Source organism: Solibacillus sp. FSL W7-1436 (assembly GCF_038007305.1).
GTDB lineage: Bacteria > Bacillota > Bacilli > Bacillales_A > Planococcaceae > Solibacillus.
This window is the reverse complement of the sequence record NZ_JBBOWV010000001.1, coordinates 1,851,860-1,867,454: the sequence shown is the minus strand read 5'-3', so window position 1 is coordinate 1,867,454 and position 15,595 is coordinate 1,851,860. Positions and strand designations below refer to the sequence as shown.

At 35.9% G+C, this 15,595-nt stretch carries 14 protein-coding genes and 2 pseudogenes; 4 read left to right on the top strand and 12 right to left on the bottom strand.

Annotated features, from left to right (window positions below; genetic code table 11):
* Nucleotides 1–7 precede the first annotated feature (7 nt).
* Nucleotides 8–760 (bottom strand): IS21-like element helper ATPase IstB, encoded by a 753-nt coding sequence (istB, locus tag MKX73_RS09390; RefSeq protein ID WP_340717198.1) that lies wholly within the window; start codon nucleotides 758–760, stop codon nucleotides 8–10.
* Nucleotides 760–1,398: pseudogene (locus MKX73_RS09385) on the bottom strand (Mu transposase domain-containing protein); the annotation flags it as partial. The pseudogene MKX73_RS09385 and the gene istB (MKX73_RS09390), both read right to left, overlap by 1 nt.
* Before the next feature lie 156 nt (nucleotides 1,399–1,554).
* Here MKX73_RS09385 and istA (MKX73_RS09380) point away from each other — a divergent pair.
* Together istA (MKX73_RS09380) and istB (MKX73_RS09375) are read left to right on the top strand one after the other, a co-directional pair.
* Nucleotides 1,555–2,976: an IS21 family transposase gene (gene istA / locus MKX73_RS09380; protein WP_340716814.1), complete on the top strand. Its 1,422-nt coding sequence runs from the start codon at nucleotides 1,555–1,557 to the stop codon at nucleotides 2,974–2,976.
* Nucleotides 2,969–3,691, top strand: coding sequence for an IS21-like element helper ATPase IstB (istB, locus tag MKX73_RS09375; RefSeq protein ID WP_340716815.1), 723 nt, complete (start codon nucleotides 2,969–2,971; stop codon nucleotides 3,689–3,691). The genes istA (MKX73_RS09380) and istB (MKX73_RS09375) overlap by 8 nt, the downstream gene beginning before the upstream one ends.
* 70 nt (nucleotides 3,692–3,761) lie before the next feature.
* On the opposite strand, the pseudogene istA (MKX73_RS09370) reads toward istB (MKX73_RS09375), so the two are convergent.
* A pseudogene (gene istA, locus MKX73_RS09370) lies at nucleotides 3,762–4,682 on the bottom strand (IS21 family transposase); the annotation flags it as partial.
* 161 nt (nucleotides 4,683–4,843) lie between these two features.
* Between istA (MKX73_RS09370) and MKX73_RS09365 the strand changes: the two are divergent.
* Complete coding sequence (locus MKX73_RS09365) at nucleotides 4,844–5,374, top strand: hypothetical protein (RefSeq protein ID WP_340717196.1); 531 nt, start codon at nucleotides 4,844–4,846, stop codon at nucleotides 5,372–5,374.
* A 415-nt stretch (nucleotides 5,375–5,789) separates the two neighbouring features.
* On the opposite strand, the gene MKX73_RS09360 is transcribed toward MKX73_RS09365, so the two are convergent.
* The 3 genes from MKX73_RS09360 to MKX73_RS09350 all read right to left on the bottom strand — a co-directional run bounded on the left by MKX73_RS09360 (nucleotide 5,790) and on the right by MKX73_RS09350 (nucleotide 8,759).
* Entirely contained in the window at nucleotides 5,790–6,974 is a 1,185-nt protein-coding gene (locus tag MKX73_RS09360; RefSeq protein ID WP_445326872.1) for an FtsW/RodA/SpoVE family cell cycle protein, read from the bottom strand.
* A 233-nt stretch (nucleotides 6,975–7,207) separates the two neighbouring features.
* Entirely contained in the window at nucleotides 7,208–8,257 is a 1,050-nt protein-coding gene (locus MKX73_RS09355; RefSeq protein ID WP_340717195.1) for a DUF4030 domain-containing protein, read from the bottom strand.
* Nucleotides 8,241–8,759, bottom strand: a complete 519-nt coding sequence (locus MKX73_RS09350; RefSeq protein WP_340717194.1) for an RNA polymerase sigma factor — start codon at nucleotides 8,757–8,759, stop codon at nucleotides 8,241–8,243. Before MKX73_RS09350 ends, MKX73_RS09355 begins: the two co-directional genes overlap by 17 nt.
* Before the next feature lie 720 nt (nucleotides 8,760–9,479).
* Between MKX73_RS09350 and MKX73_RS09345 the strand changes: the two genes are divergently transcribed.
* The gene (locus tag MKX73_RS09345; RefSeq protein ID WP_008404655.1) at nucleotides 9,480–9,680 is read left to right on the top strand and encodes a cold-shock protein; all 201 of its coding nucleotides are present in this window, start codon (nucleotides 9,480–9,482) and stop codon (nucleotides 9,678–9,680) included.
* 137 nt (nucleotides 9,681–9,817) lie between these two features.
* Here MKX73_RS09345 and MKX73_RS09340 read toward each other — a convergent pair whose 3' ends face one another.
* The 6 genes from MKX73_RS09340 to MKX73_RS09315 form a co-directional block, all read right to left on the bottom strand.
* Nucleotides 9,818–10,528, bottom strand: a complete 711-nt coding sequence (locus MKX73_RS09340) for an ABC transporter permease (RefSeq protein ID WP_340717193.1) — start codon at nucleotides 10,526–10,528, stop codon at nucleotides 9,818–9,820.
* Nucleotides 10,525–11,373 carry an ABC transporter ATP-binding protein gene (locus MKX73_RS09335; RefSeq protein WP_340718876.1) on the bottom strand — a complete coding sequence of 283 codons (849 nt, stop codon included), beginning with the start codon at nucleotides 11,371–11,373 and terminating at the stop codon, nucleotides 10,525–10,527. Before MKX73_RS09335 ends, MKX73_RS09340 begins: the two co-directional genes overlap by 4 nt.
* 142 nt (nucleotides 11,374–11,515) lie before the next feature.
* Nucleotides 11,516–12,451: a LytTR family transcriptional regulator DNA-binding domain-containing protein gene (locus MKX73_RS09330; protein WP_340717192.1), complete on the bottom strand. Its 936-nt coding sequence runs from the start codon at nucleotides 12,449–12,451 to the stop codon at nucleotides 11,516–11,518.
* A 139-nt stretch (nucleotides 12,452–12,590) separates the two neighbouring features.
* On the bottom strand, nucleotides 12,591–13,757 hold the full coding sequence (locus tag MKX73_RS09325; RefSeq protein ID WP_340717191.1) for an aminotransferase-like domain-containing protein: 1,167 nt from the start codon (nucleotides 13,755–13,757) through the stop codon (nucleotides 12,591–12,593).
* A 150-nt stretch (nucleotides 13,758–13,907) separates the two neighbouring features.
* Nucleotides 13,908–15,095: an MFS transporter gene (locus MKX73_RS09320; protein ID WP_340717190.1), complete on the bottom strand. Its 1,188-nt coding sequence runs from the start codon at nucleotides 15,093–15,095 to the stop codon at nucleotides 13,908–13,910.
* Nucleotides 15,092–15,508, bottom strand: coding sequence for a MarR family winged helix-turn-helix transcriptional regulator (locus MKX73_RS09315; RefSeq protein ID WP_340717189.1), 417 nt, complete (start codon nucleotides 15,506–15,508; stop codon nucleotides 15,092–15,094). Before MKX73_RS09315 ends, MKX73_RS09320 begins: the two co-directional genes overlap by 4 nt.
* Nucleotides 15,509–15,595: the final 87 nt, after the last annotated feature.

Here is a 15,595-nt window from a genome sequence, read left to right as displayed (position 1 = left end):
TGAGCCACTAAAAATTGCTCTGTTCGATCCATTCTTTCGTTTCTAAAATTCGATAGGAGCCACCAATCATGTTGATGATGTGCGCTCGATGCGTGAGTCGATCGGTTAAAGCTGATGTTAATACTGGATCGTGGAATACTTCTTCCCAGCGTTCAAACGTTAGATTACTTGTTATAATTGTCGCTGCTCGACCGGCACGTAACGATAAGTGCGTGAACAGAAGTTCTGCTCCTTCTTTATCGAATGAAATGTACCCGAGTTCATCGATGATGACTAAATCATACTTCTCAAATTTTAGTTCAAAGGAGCGCAATATTCTCGCAGAACGGCTTTCCTTTAATTGATTCACAAGTGATGCTACACTTGTGAAATACACTTTATAGCCCGCTAAACAGGCTTCAATGCCTAATCCAATCGCAAGATGGGTTTTACCGGTACCAGGTGAGCCAATTAATAATACATTTTGCTTCTCCTGTATAAACTTTAGTTCCTTCAAATGAGGAAGGCGAACCGCCGCATTTTGCGGCAGTGCCTCTACATCTAATTCCTCTAATAGCTTTTTCTCTGGGAAGTTGGCTAATCGAATTCGATTAGCTTTTGCTCGTACGTAACGGTCCTCCATTTCCTGTTTTAAAGCGAAATAGAGAAAGTCAGCCGGGGTTGTATGTTGTTCAAATAATGCTTCTTGTTCAAGTAAAGAACGAATACTTGGTAAACGTAATTCTTTACACATTTCAATCATTTCTTTTTGCTTGTCCATTAATGAATCACTCCTGTTCCTTTAGAATGAAATAATGCTGCTAATGAAGATAGATTATCTAAAGATTGACTGGTGACATCATCTTGGCCAGTTAGAACAGTACGTACTTCAGCTGACTGTTCTGCTAAGAAAATGATTTTTTCTGTTGTTAGATGAACCAAAGGGTTCTTTTCTAGTTCAGTAATGACTTCTAGTACTCTTGTTAGGCAATCTCGTTCTTTGACATAAACAAGTAGTTCTAGAAAATCTTTTTCATTTCCGATATAATAGCGGTGGTAGATATTTTTTATATCTTTTGGTGCTTGGCTCAAACATTCACTTTGGGCTAAGGCACCTTTTTTCTTTTCCAAGGTGTTTAAATAGTGGTAGATATTCATCACCCAGGCATGAACTTGCCAGCTTCGTTTATGCTTCGTGATGCATTCACCTTCGCTAAATAGAAGCACTTCCTCTGCACGAGCTTTTAACTTAATGTATTCTCCTACATGCCCCTCTGGTACAGAGTAGCGATTGTAACGGTAGGTAACCGTACTATATTTATCCACACGTAGTTCCACTAATTCTGCAGGGTCGAACGGTGCCACTGTTAAACTGCCAGCTCGTTCAGCTTTTTCTTCCAACATCAATTCATGATGTGTTGTTTATTGCAAAATAAAAGTGCAGACTAGTGCAAAGAATTTGTACAGAGTCCTGCACTATTTTTGTGCATAAAAAAAGACTTGCCAGCCACCCCAAGTCCCTCTACTCTTTTAGGTGTCGAATCCAAAAAGTGGAGGTAAGAAAGGATGCTAGCAATGTCTGAAGTTAATTGTATCAAAACATTACGAAATGAAAAAGGACTATCTATTACCGAAATTGCCAATACAATGCAAGTGAATTGGCGCACTGCCAAAAAATATGGCGATGGAGATCAATTGCCTCAAGAGAAAACTCATTTGAAAACGGGCATGATGTACGACGAAGAATGGGGAGAAATCGTAATTGATTGGTTAGAAGAGGATTTAAAACTTAAGAAAAAGTTACGCCGTACAAATAAGAAAATGTTTGAAGATTTAGTAAAGAAGGGCTTCAAAGGTTCCTATAGAACACTTTGTAATTTCATTCAAGAATGGAAAGCAGCACAAGAAGACGAAATAGACAAAGGTCATGAACGTTTAGAACATCCAGAAGGAGAAGCTCAAGTAGATTTCGGGATTATGGAAGCTGTTCAAGATGGCGAAATACTTGATGTTCACGCATTGGTCATGTCATTTCCAGCAAGTAATACAGCATTTGCGGTACCGATGCCGGGTGAAAATTTAGAATGCTTTTTAGGCGGACTTCAAGTGTTATTTAAACAGGCTGGTGGTGTCCCATTGAGCATTCGAATTGATAACTTAACACCTGCGGTGAAAAAGGTAAGAAAAGGCGATTCAGAGGCACAACTAACAGAAGCCTTTCGACATTTCCAACAATATTACGGGTTCAAAGTGCAAGTATGTAACCCACGAAAAGGAAATGAAAAAGGTCATGTGGAAGGTAAAGTAGGTTATGTTCGTTATAACTTCTTTAGCCTACCTCCGGTAATAAAGGATCTTGAAGATTTAACGAATCAATTAGAACAACAATTAATCAAGGATCGTCAACGAGTTCATTATAAAAAAGAAGTAATGATTGATGAACTGTGGAAGCGCGAGCAAAAGCAATTAATCAAATTACCTGAAAAACCGTATCCGGTATTTAAGCAGTTTTTAATCAAGTTTAATAAATATAATGAATTCAAACTTGATGGGCATTTGATTCATGTGCCAAGAGCAAGAAACTACGTCCAGCTTTCTTGTGTGACCTACTGGGATTCGTATAAAGTCATCACAAATGACGGAGAAATTTTATTATCTGATGCCCGACCTTATATGAGAAAACGTCGTTTTATTCCATGGAAGGAAATCTTAAAAGATTGGTTGAAAAAACCACGTGTTGTAGGGCATTCCCGTTACTCAATCTATCTGCCAACGCGCATTAAAGAGTATTTAACAGTTCCTTCACTTGCGTTAAGAAAACAACGGATTAATGAATTACTGACACTTTTACTTACACATGATATGAATGATATTGATCAAAATTTTTATAATTATATTGGCCGTGAGGCTGAAGAAACTGAACATCCTTACGGTGTTAATTGGACAGAATATGATGCCTTATCCCCAAAAGGGACGGAGGTGTTAAATCATGAATGAAGATATTTTAACACTCTGTAAGCAATTGAGATTAGCATATGTAGCAGAAGCAATTAAAGAAGTGCCTTTTACTGAGCCGGAAGAATATCTGTATCAAGTTTTATTAAAAGAGCAGCTTGGCAGAGAACAAGCAAAAATAGCACGTAACTTGAAACAAGCTCGTTTCATTGATACAAAAACGCTAGAAAGCTACCAGTGGCATAAAGATATTTGTTTTCCTAGCCATTTAACGAAAGATGAGTTAGAACAGCTAGATTTTATTCGAAGAAAAGAGAATGTCATTTTAGTTGGCGCACCTGGAACAGGTAAAACACATTTAGCTTCTGCCCTTGGCCGAAAGGCTTGTGAGCATGGATTTGAAGTACGTTTTTATCGTGTATCGCATTTAGTTGAGGAGCTAGAGCACGCCCTACATACGGGGAAATTGAAGCAGTTTAGAAGTAAATTAGAGAAAGTTGATTTAATGATTTTAGATGAAATGGGTTATTTACCTTTCGGCAAAGAAGGAGCAGAATTACTGTTTCAAATTATTTCAGAGTTCTATGAACAAAAGAGCTTAATTATCACTTCAAATTTAGAATTTAGTCAGTGGAACCGCATTTTCTCGGATTCACGTTTAACGGCAGCTCTGGTGGATCGTTTGATTCACCACGCCCACATTATTTCCTACACGGGCCAGAGCTTCCGTTTAACAAATGCATTGTCGAGAAAATAGTGAAAAAAATCGGGTGGCAACACTCTGTATTTTTCGTTGCAATTCTCTGCACTTTTCTCTTGCAAAATACATGTGTTTTCTCTTTCAAATAATGAACGCGACCATTTAATTTTTTGATAATAGAAACTAAATACTCCTGTGCCTCTTCTAAAGAAACAAACGTATCTCGATGCGCAAATGCTTTACGACGTATGTATTCCACGCTTCGCTCCACATGGCCTTTCTCATTGCCTTTACGAGGCTGACAAAGTCGTATTTGAAAATGATAATGCAAGGATAAACTTTTCATACCGTCGGTAATAAAGCGGTCATAACCGATAAAGTTTTTGACAACTGTACGCATATTGTCGTATGTAAAAACGTGTGGCACAAAGCCTAAAGCTTCGATACATTTTACGTGTGCATCCTGTACACAAACCATTGTTTCTGATTCGTAGAGTCGCGCAAAGCGATCGTTACTATAGGCTAAAGTAAATACTGCCATTGAAAAACTTCTTAGTTTTCCATCGATAAATAACTTTACTTCTCCCCAATCAAACTCAATTTCACGACCAACTTTAGGCTCTTGTCGGATGAATACTTCCTTTTGCTTCTTTTCCTCACGATTCACGAAATTGCGAACTGTTGTATAGCCGATTTTAAAACCTTCATCTAAAAGTTTGTCATGTATATCAATAATCTTTAATTGCTGCTTATGCATATTTACTTCACGCTTATTTTCATTCTGTTTCATCATCTCGTGAATACGCTTCATCACCGTATTTGTTAAAGCTCTCTTTTTTCCCTTACGCTTTTTATATGCCGGAGGCGTAACGTAATTATCTGTAATCGGTAAATTCCTTGTATCTTGTTGTCTTGCCGCTAAGTCTTGTTCGATATATTTCTTAACAGTATTTCGTGACATATTAAGCTTCTCTGCAATTTGACGCTGACTTGTATTGTGCTGGTAGTACTCAATCAATACCAATTGCTTTTTCTCCAAACTGATCACCTCTATATCCTCCTAACTTTTAACAGTTAGGATTATTTTGATATAAAGTGGCTCACATTTCAATTGCGTTTGTGGCTCAGTTTTAGCTTAACAAATACAGAAAATTATTATATTCTGCTTCAATATTTATCATAGGGGTTATTTTAGGCGTAATTTCCAAGGTGCTTGATACAACTCCAAGTAATTATTTACCCTATTTTCTTGAAATATTAGATATAGGAAACTTTTTTTCTCGCATGGGAGTTTGGATTTTCCTTGCGGTAGTTATATCTGTGTATAGTAAATCACCTATTTGGTCTGCTATAAATGTATTTTTGTTTTTTGTAGGCATGGTTAGTAGCTATTATCTATACACAGTTCTGGTAGCTGGTTTTTTCCCTAAATCTTATATGATGATTTGGATTATAATGACTTGTATTTCGCCACTTTTTGCTTTTGTATGTTGGTATGCAAAAGGGAAAGGGATATTTGCTATGTCTATTTCATCAATTATATTTATGTTTATTTCAAGACAGACTTTCGGGTTTGGAGTTTGGTATTTTTACATTAAATATAATCTAGAATTGTTACTCTGGATAGCGATCATATTTGTTTTGTATCAGTCTCCAAAACAAATAATAAAGGTGGTTGCTATTGGATTGATTCTTCGCTTTATTACTGCTGAAATAAATTTGTTCTGGGGAATGTTGTAGTTTTCTATCTACACTTTTTTTACATATCAAAGAATGTGAAAGTTCATACTTAAAGTAACGGGGGCTTTAGTTAAACAAGACATTATAAAAAAACAGAACTTCCAATCTCTGGAGGTTCTGTTTTTTTAAATTTTAAACAACACTAAGCTTTAACAAAGCCAATTAATAAACAACCCCTTTTCATGCGAGAACTAATAAAACGACTGTTATCATTAAAATTGAAGCTTTTTTTATTTTACACCCCCAATATTTAAATTCAATGTAAGAATACTTTTTAACAATATCTCCTAAATTGTAAACTAGATAACTAGGTTGTGTTCAATTATAGGGCCCTTTAACGGAACAGGGCCCCTTCCTTATTCAAGGAAAACGCCTGATTTTTTAACAAATTAATTTTAGTTACTTCAAATTAAAATTAATCATCCTCATTAACATCAAACAAATAGGAACGATGATGATAATGCATGCTAAAAATAAAGCCGAGCGCAAGTGCGTTACCCATTAATGAACTACCTCCATAACTAATTAACGGCAATGGGATACCTGTAATCGGTAGTAATTGAATTGTCATACCGATGTTTTCAAAGACATGGAATGTAATCATTGCGATAATCCCTGTGCAAATATATGTACTGTATGGATCTTTAATTTTCATCGCAATTTTAATCATATGATACATTAACAAAAAGTACATACAAATGACAAAACTTGCTCCAATAAATCCCCACTCTTCACCAATAACTGTAAAAATGAAATCTGTATGATTTTCAACTACATATACTTCACGATTTAAATAACCTTTACCAAATATTTCACCTGAACCAATTGAATTTAGTGAAGATATTAATTGAAAACCTTCATCGGAAGCGTAGGTATAAGGATCAAACCATGAAAATATACGTCCCAATTTATAAGGCTCAATGCCAAAATTATCTTTCAAAAAATCTTGCATATTAAAAACCATCCATATAACAAAACTTCCAGCTGCTATTCCTACGGTTACTAATGGTGTTATTATCAACCATGAAATTCCGGACACGAGTATTAAAGCAATTGTAATAGCGATAAAAACAAGTGCTGAACCTAAATCAGGTTGATTAAATACAAGTAAGAATGGCACAACCAGTAAGCCTAATATTTTAATTAATAAATAAAAATCAGTTTTTAATGTACGTAAATAATGTTTTTCATTATGCAAACTGATTGTTTTGGCACAAGCCAATATGTAAAAAGTTTTCATGAATTCAGATGGTTGAATATTTCCTAAAGGGGTATGATACCAACTTTTTGCTCCATTGATGATTTCACCAATTTGTCCTTTTCCTTCTGGCATAAATATTAAAGTGACGAGTAATAGAATGCCAATGCCATATAAATACCAAGTAATTTTTTTATATTGTTCAATATCGAAATACATGACACAGAGTATTATAAACCCTAAAATTCCATAATAGATTACTTGCCTGGGTATAAAATTGATACCTGTATAACTGGTTGTTTGTGCAGAAGAAATAGCTAATAAACTAATACAGAAAAAGATGAATATAATCACAACTAATATCCAATCGATTTTCTTCATGATTTGACTTTTTTCATTCACAAGTTCACATTCCTTTCGGTAAATGTATTATAGATAACGAATACGTTTACAAAAAAAGTTCTAATAGTATCAACAAATCCCAAAAAGAAGATTATTCAACAATATCAATATGGCCCTATAACGGAAAACGCGATTTTCTTATTGAAGAATCGCGCCCTTTTTTCAAGATGAAAAGTTGAAAAGAGATTTAAACATTTATCAAAATAATTAAAGACTATGTGTTCCTATTTAATTTAGTTTTTTATTTTAATAAACGATTCCTCTCCATTCTTTAATAGGAATTGAATCGTATATTTGTCACTTTGTATTACCTCTTTCGTATCCGTTAAAGCTAAGTAATCTTGTACAGCTAATTCAATTTTTTCTATTATTCCTTCCGAAGGTGGTTGTTCAAAATCCGTTTTGATTGAAACATAGGAGTGTCCTTTCCTTACCTTATAGGAGAGCCCAGTCACTTGATAAGTGGATTTCCCAGCCATTGCATTATATATATCAGATGAAATATAACCCCAACGGTTATCTTGTAGGCGATGTTTTAAATTAAAAGTACTTACTTTAATATCCTTAATATTTAAATCCTGTGCTTCTATTTCTTTTTCGATATCCTTAACAATTTCATTGGACTCATCGACATGGTCAGGCATATCAATTAAAACAATATTGGAAAACCATGTTTCTTGTAACCCAGCTAATTCATAATCTGCTTCCTTGGCATATCCATAGGCTGAGAATACTTCTTTCACTATCTCGCGTACTTTTTCGTATGTGTCATCCTCTTCAGTCTTTGGAGGAATTTGTTCTTCAGTTCCTTCAGAAATTATTAATTCATACTGGTCATAACCATTTTCATATAGAAAATTTGTTACCTTTGGTTCGAGATTTTCTGTTGCCTGTTTTAATGTAGAATCTTTCAATATAAGCGATATTTCTATCGTATATGGCGATGGCTTGATTCCTACTGAATTAAAAGAGTATCCTTCCCTTTCGACTAATTCTGCAAGTTGGGATGTTAAATCTGGATTATACTGACCATTTGAATAACTTGGAGTAATAGAAATTGGTAATATTCTCTCCGCTACCCTCGCCATTGTGGGTGAATAGAACGGTGAAGTAATGATAAATAGCATACAAACCGCAACAACAATCCCAAAATACCGTTTTCTATTATGCTTTTCACGTTTATTTATATTCTGCAAAATCTTATATTTAAGTTGATTTTTGGATTTCTCCGTTATCTTTAATTCTTCTTCGAGTTCACTAAATTGTTCATCTGTAAATTTCACTGGTAAACCCTCCCTTTATCAACTCATTTTTCAGTTGAACTAACGCTCTTGTTAATGTCATTTTCACTTTACTCTCAGACCAGTTTAAAATAAGAGCTGTTTCTGCAGTTGAAAATTCTTTTAACTTTCGCAAGATGATGACATGCCTGTATGTAGGCTTTAATTGTTGAATCGTTCTGTATAATTGTTCTGTTTGAAAATTCATTGCTGCGATTTGCTCGGGCATTGGCTTGTAATCTTTCTCTTCCATCGTTAAACCGAAAAAGTGCTGCAACGGATGTTTTTTTCGGAAATAGTCCTTGGTGACATTATGTGCGATGCTAAATAGCCATGTTTTCACAGAGGATTTTTGTTCAAATTGATGTTGGTGCTTATAGGCTTTTATAAATGTTTCCTGTGTTAAATCTTCTGCTTGTTGGTAGTCTCTCACGATTAATAGTATGTATGTTAATACCGATTCACCGTATTGTTCAATCCATTTGGTCAACTCCTCTTGTTGCAAAGCTGCTCCCTCCTTTTCTATATACTTAGACGTAAATTAAACTAACTTCGTCACGATTTTTTTAAAACTAAAAATTAAAAACATAAAATTAAACTTCATTCCGGAATTTTTATGCAATTTGAAAAGCAATTGCCTTTTAAGAATCGCGCCCAATTGTAAGGACCTTAGTGCTTTTTTAAACGTTGGGGTGCATTCTTTTATAACACTCCCCAAAAGATGTTATTCAACAATATGGCCCGTTCGTAATATATATTAAGATGTCACAAAAAATTTGCTATAAGAATATAATATGATGTTTAGCTTTTTGAAAACTCGGGTATATTAGTATCAAGCAACAAAATTATTCAAATAAAACTTAAAAATTGTTTGTGGTTAGTTGATTGTGAATATGTTTTTTAATAAAAGGTAAAAAAATTATTTCCATACATAAATTTTTACTTTTTATTCCGTTAATTCACTAGTAAAGTACTATTAACTCGTTATATTCACCTCATACTTTCCCTTCATTTGTACGAAAAATCAAAATTTTCCTTTTCATTTTGAACATTTTTAGTAGACATTTGGATAATGTTGTTATACAATAAACTTAATTAAATTGCTTAAGCTGTTTACGACTAATTCACATATTAAAAAAGTGAACGTGTACGCTCCCTTTTTTAATGTGTGAATTTTTTATACATTTAGCAATTCAATTAATTAATTTTTTGGAGGTTTTCTCTCATGCAACAAGGTACAGTAAAATGGTTTAACTCAGAAAAAGGTTTCGGTTTCATCGAAGTTGAAGGCGGTAACGATGTATTCGTACACTTCTCAGCTATCCAAGGCGAAGGTTTCAAAACTTTAGACGAAGGTCAAAAAGTTGAATTCGACGTTGAAGAAGGCAACCGTGGACCACAAGCTACTAACGTTACAAAACTTTAATTCTAACGAATTAAGTTCACATAGTTAGTTGCAAGAAGCATACTCTATCGGGTATGCTTCTTTTTATAGTTTCATAAAGGTTAATAAACAGCTGTGCCGAAGTTTCACTCTCGGCACAGCTGTCTCTATTTCCAAGCCTATTCATCTTTCGTACGTTTTTTGAATAATATAATCGATATGACAACAGCTGCTATTGTCCAGATTGTGATGATGATAAATGAACTGATTAACTCCGAAAGGTTCGCTCCCGTTTGTGAAAGTTCCGCTATGCGCAGCAGCTGGGTGCTTGGCAACCACTCCACCACTTTCCCGAGTATTTTGCTCTCTACTAAATGAACTGCCAGTGGGCCAAAAGTAAAAATCACCATAACCGGTAAAACCGCTAACGAAGCTTCCATAATCGACTTTGTAAATAAACCGCAAATTGTTCCTAATGCTAAATAAAATACGGCTGAAATTGCTAGGGCAATCGAAATTGTCAGCATATCATTCGGTGTATAGCCAACCAGGTAGGAAGAAACCGCTAAAATAACAGTTGTCGTTAAAAATACAAGTAAGCTTTTCCCTAATAGGATATCAACTGTCGAAGCTGGAGACATCATAAGACCGCGCAACGTGTTGCGTTCTTTCTCTTCAGCAATCAGACATGCCTGAATATAGGCAGTCACCATTGAAAACGTCATATTGATCGGAAAAAGGTAGATATCCATTGAAGGTGAATTGATACGTCCATAAAATAACGCCAAAATCATCGGCATAAAGATAACAGACGATACCGCATAATTACGGGAAAATTCCTTATAGTCTTTCACAAAAATAGCTTGAATTCGTTTCATTGACATGTTCATTTCAAATCACTCCCTGTTAATTGTACGAAAATATCCCCTAATGTCGGTTCATTGGAATACATACGCGATACGCGTGCCGCTTTCATCCATTCCATTACTTGCAGCGCGTCCTGCTCGCCATTATGGACAACGTGCTCTTCCCCATTTTCAAGTTCGACTGTAAAGGACTTGTCACTATATTTTTTCTTCAATGCAGTCGGTGAATCAATTTCCCGAATCTCCCCCTTATGTAAAAAGGCTATTCGGTCACATAACAGTTCAGCCTCCGCCATATTATGCGTTGTTAAAAAGATGGTCGTCCCTAACTCATTCAGCTGACGCAACCCGTTATAAATATGTTGGGCATTTACCGGATCCAATGCAGAAGTAGGTTCATCCAAAAAGAGCAGCGGCGGCTTGTGCATAATCGTACGTGCCAAAATAACACGCTGCATCATCCCTTTTGAAAGCTGACTGACCTTCTTTTTGCGTTCCTTTTGTAAATTAACAAACGCGAGCGCTTCTTCAATCGTACTTACAGGCAGATTATATAAACGACAGTACAGCAATAGGTTTTCTTCTATAGAAAGGCGTTGATATAACCCGCTGTTATCGGTCAAAATACCGAATTTCTTTTTGAGTTGGATACTATTCATTTCACTTGCCGGTTTTTCAAAAACAAATGCTTGCCCTTTCGTCTGTGTCAGCTGGGCTGTTAATATTTTGATTGTCGTTGTTTTTCCGGAACCGCTTGGACCAAGGAATCCGAAAATCTCTCCTTTTTTAATGGAAAAGGAAACATTCTTCAATGCTTCTTCTTTCCCAAACTTCATTTGCAAATTTTTTACTTCAATAATATTTGCCATCATTTATTCCTCCCTAGCTTGTTGTTACCTTTAATTTACCGAACAATGGGAATGACGGCATTATTTCGACGGTGAATTGTCGCAAATTGAAGCTGTTTGGTGTTATAGATCGATGAATTGTACGAGTTATTTCCCAGGAAATCTATATTCCGACAATTTCTTTTAACTCCGTAAGTTTTGTGCGTGATAATGGTACTTCTGATTTGTTTGTACCTTGGAGGGCTAAGCTGTAACTGTTGCGGGTCCACGTAATTATTTCCCTTACTTTTTGTAAATTGACGATATATGAGCGGTGACAGCGGAAAAAACCGAAATGATGTAACCGCTTCTCCAGTTCACTTAAAGTTAGTGTGCAAGGGTACCCTTCTCCTGCAACATAAACAAATACTTCCCCCTCCACACTTTCGATATAGTCGATTTCCGGCGGATTAAATAATATGATTTTTTCATTTTTCTTTGTAGGGATTTTTTCGATTTTAAGCTGAACAGGTTCAGTTGCTGTTGATTGTTCCGTTTGTTCTTCTTTCACATCAAGTGTATGTAGCCCTTCCAGATCGAGCCTGAATATTTCCCCTTCCAACTGGATCAAGTGCTCTAAGTTATTCGAAAGTATTAAAGTTTCCTTTCCCAATTGCTGTAACTTTGATATTAAATGCAAAATGACTTTACGCTCGCCTTGCTGTAAGTTTTGGAAAGGCTCGTTCAAAACGATTACATCATTTTGCTGTATGTATACTTTTAAAAATCCCAGTAAACGGCGTTCGCTTAAAGTTAATTTGTCCGCACGTACTTTTTTCAGTTGTTCCAAACCAAATTCCCGGATTAGCGCTTCCACTGAATCTTCCCTGTTGTGTAATTTCAAGTAAAAGCGAAAAGTTTCTTCTACTGTCAGCCGCTCATAATGCCCGCTCTCCTGCAGGTGAACATAGATTCCCGATGTCGATGATAATTGTTTTATTATGTAATTTATTTTTGTTACATCTGTATATATATTGACTGATGGAGATTGTACTTGTACTTCAAATGCAGGCAAAAGTATATCGCCATATTCCGTAACCGGTTCAAACATTATTTTCATATTTATTACACCCTTTCACATCAAAAATTGACAATTAGAATAATTATACTATTATTTCCCATTTATTCTCTGTAAATTTTCAAAATAAGAAAAAGCTATCACTCGGATTCCTCCAAGCAATAGCTTTCCTAAATTTACATTATAAAATCTCCGCTAAACGTTTAATACCTTCTTCAATAATTTCAGGTGTTGCATTTGTATAGTTCAGGCGTAGTGTGTTTACCGACTCTTTGTCCGTGTAAAATGGATTTCCCGGCACGAATGCTACTTTTTTCTCCATCGCTTTGGAAAACTTATCAAGCGCATTTACACCTTCCGGAAGTGTTACCCATACAAACATACCGCCTTCAGGTTTTGTATATTTTACATATGGCGGGAAGTATTTTTCCATTGCAGCAAGCATCGCATCCGCTTGTTTTTTATAGAGCGCTATAATTTTTTCAACATGCGCTTCATATTCATTCGTCGTTAAATACTGATTCAAAATGTATTGACCGAAAATGTTTGTATGTAAATCCGTTGCCTGCTTCGCTGTTTCGACATGATTTAGAAGTTCATGGTTTTTCGTCAAAATATAACCTAGACGCATACCTGGTGTAACCGTTTTTGAAAACGATCCTAATACGACACTGTTTGTCATCTTTCCTGCTGCGATATACGGCAAATGTTCCCCGGTAAAACGAAGCTCACCATAAGGGTCATCCTCGATAAAAATAACATCCTGATCTTTTACCGCTTCAAATACTTCTTCACGGCGCTCTTTCGTATACGTTAACCCAGTAGGATTTTGGAAATTCGGAACGGTGTATACCATTTTCACATTTGGCTGTTTTAGCGCATCCTTCAACTGTTCTACATTCATTCCTTCTGTTTCCAGTGTGACACCGTAGAAACTTGGTTCACGTAATGTAAATGCCTGAATCGCCCCTAAATAGCCCGGCTCCTCAATCACAATCCCGTCCCCTTTGTTCAGAAGAACTTTGGAAATAAGTTCCAATGCCTGCTGGGATCCAGTCGTAATGAGTACATCATCTGCTGTATAATTTAAATTCGATTGCTTGTTATTATATTTGTCTGCAATATACTGACGTAGCGGCAAATAGCCTTGTGTCGTAGAATATTGAAATACCTTTGCACCATTTGCATCGATCGCATCATTTACCGACTGCTTTAACTCATCAATTGGAAATGAGATCGGATTTGGCAAGCCTCCCGCAAATGAAATGACGTCGCATGCATCCGTTACCTTTAAAATATTTCGGATGAATGATGACGGTGTTTTTAAAATACTATCAGAATATTGCATAGTGAACTCTCTTCCTTTTTGTAATTTTCAAAATTTTATCACTTTCTATCTGAATAAACAATAAGCATGTACCATTTAAGAAGATACATGCTTATTGCTAGTAAGTTAATGACATGAAGCTGTCATTCTGATCAATTGCTTTGAAGGAACTTATGCCAGCTTTCCTTTTCTTCCAACTAATAAATAGTAAATCGGAATACAGATTAGAATGAGCGGAATCATCGATACGAATATTGTCCGGTATGTTGTATAAGGTTCAATCATTCCCAAAATAAATGGCCCTACACCTAATCCTAAATCGTATAAAATGAAGTATGTGGATGTTGCTAAGCCGAATCGGTGCGGCTCCGTTACTTTAACTGCAATTGTTTGGGCAATGGAATTGAAATTCCCGTAACCAAAGCCAATAAGAACAGCTGCAAGTAACAGCATCCATCCTGCTGAAGCCTGACTGAACAGCAGCATTCCAATTGCAAAAACGATAATACATGGATAAACAATAATGTTCGGACCGCGCACATCCATCATTTTCCCGGTAATCGGACGGGAAATAACGACAATCCCCGCATAGGCTAAGAAGAAGTAGCTTGCCGCTTCCACTAAATTGATTTCTCTAGCATAAAACGTAATGAACGTCATGACACCCGAGTATGCAAATCCGATTAATAAGGCGATAAATGAAACCGGAAGCGCTTTTGGTTCAATGAATTTTTCCAGGAATGAAAGCTTCTCTGTCTGATTCCCATTTTGTTTATTTGGTTGTGGTAAAGAAATTTTAACAAAGAAATAAGCGATTAGTAATATTAGTGAAAGAGCCGTATTCATATAGAAAATGACATCAAAGCCATTTTCAAGCTTCAGCATAAACATACCGACAAATGGTCCAATCGCTGTTGCCAAAATTGCGCTTAAACTAAAGTATCCAATCCCTTCCCCTTTACGTGATGCCGGTAAAATCATAGCAACAATCGTACCTGTCGCTGTTCCGACCGTTCCGACAGCAATCCCTTGTAATAAGCGGACGATCAATAAATAAACAACGCCCCATTCAATTAAATAAAGTGTTGTTGAGACGAAAAATACGATAAGACCGATTAAAAGCATCTTCTGTGGTCCGATATTGCTGATGAGACGTCCTGCCCCAATGCGTCCGATCAAAGACCCGATGATGAAAATACTTGATACAAGTCCTGCTATACTTGTAGAAACTTGATACGTATCCACTGCATAACTTGAAATAGTCACCATAAGGAGGAAGAATATTAAGATTGCTATAAAGTTAATAATCGATACAATGATAAAATCCTTCGTCCAGATTGGTTCTTTTGCTTCTTTCATTTTAGCCCTTCTTTCAATATTTGCTCCATATCAGACAGCGCTTTTTCGAAAAGCTCCTTTTGTTCGTCTGACAGATTTTTTAATAGCTGATTTTGTAGAAATTTAATTTCCGGGGAAATATTTTCATACAATCTTTCTCCCTTTTCCGTCAAACTTATATATTTTTCCCGTCTGTCATTGCCCTGCTTCATTTGAATGAGCTCCCGTTTCGTCAATGTCTTAACATTTGCAGAAACAGTCGGCTTCTCAACATCCCAATATTTCGCGATTTGGCTCATTGTTGCCAGCTCTTCATTCGCCAAATACTGCATTAAAGACCAGTTGGCATTGGATAGTTCATGGCTTGCCAGTATATTAGTAAGACTTTGCATATATCGTTTATGAAAACGGTGCAACTGTAAAAAGAAAGTCATAATAAGATTACCTCCCTATTTTTTCTAAAATGGTTAGTTAACCTAACTAATTAAATACAAATTCGCTTCATTTGTCAATCTTTTTTT

Bases quoted from the DNA above. Each gene is read 5' to 3' on its own strand.
- istB (WP_340717198.1), bottom strand. From the start codon at position 760: ATGGACAAGCAAAAAGAAATGATTGAAATGTGTAAAGAATTACGTTTA.
- istA (WP_340716814.1), top strand. From the start codon at position 1,555: ATGTCTGAAGTTAATTGTATCAAAACATTACGAAATGAAAAAGGACTA.
- istB (WP_340716815.1), top strand. From the start codon at position 2,969: ATGAATGAAGATATTTTAACACTCTGTAAGCAATTGAGATTAGCATAT.
- MKX73_RS09345 (WP_008404655.1), top strand. From the start codon at position 9,480: ATGCAACAAGGTACAGTAAAATGGTTTAACTCAGAAAAAGGTTTCGGT.
- MKX73_RS09340 (WP_340717193.1), bottom strand. From the start codon at position 10,528: ATGAACATGTCAATGAAACGAATTCAAGCTATTTTTGTGAAAGACTAT.
- MKX73_RS09335 (WP_340718876.1), bottom strand. From the start codon at position 11,373: ATGGCAAATATTATTGAAGTAAAAAATTTGCAAATGAAGTTTGGGAAA.
- MKX73_RS09330 (WP_340717192.1), bottom strand. From the start codon at position 12,451: ATGAAAATAATGTTTGAACCGGTTACGGAATATGGCGATATACTTTTG.
- MKX73_RS09325 (WP_340717191.1), bottom strand. From the start codon at position 13,757: ATGCAATATTCTGATAGTATTTTAAAAACACCGTCATCATTCATCCGA.
- MKX73_RS09320 (WP_340717190.1), bottom strand. From the start codon at position 15,095: ATGAAAGAAGCAAAAGAACCAATCTGGACGAAGGATTTTATCATTGTA.
- MKX73_RS09315 (WP_340717189.1), bottom strand. From the start codon at position 15,508: ATGACTTTCTTTTTACAGTTGCACCGTTTTCATAAACGATATATGCAA.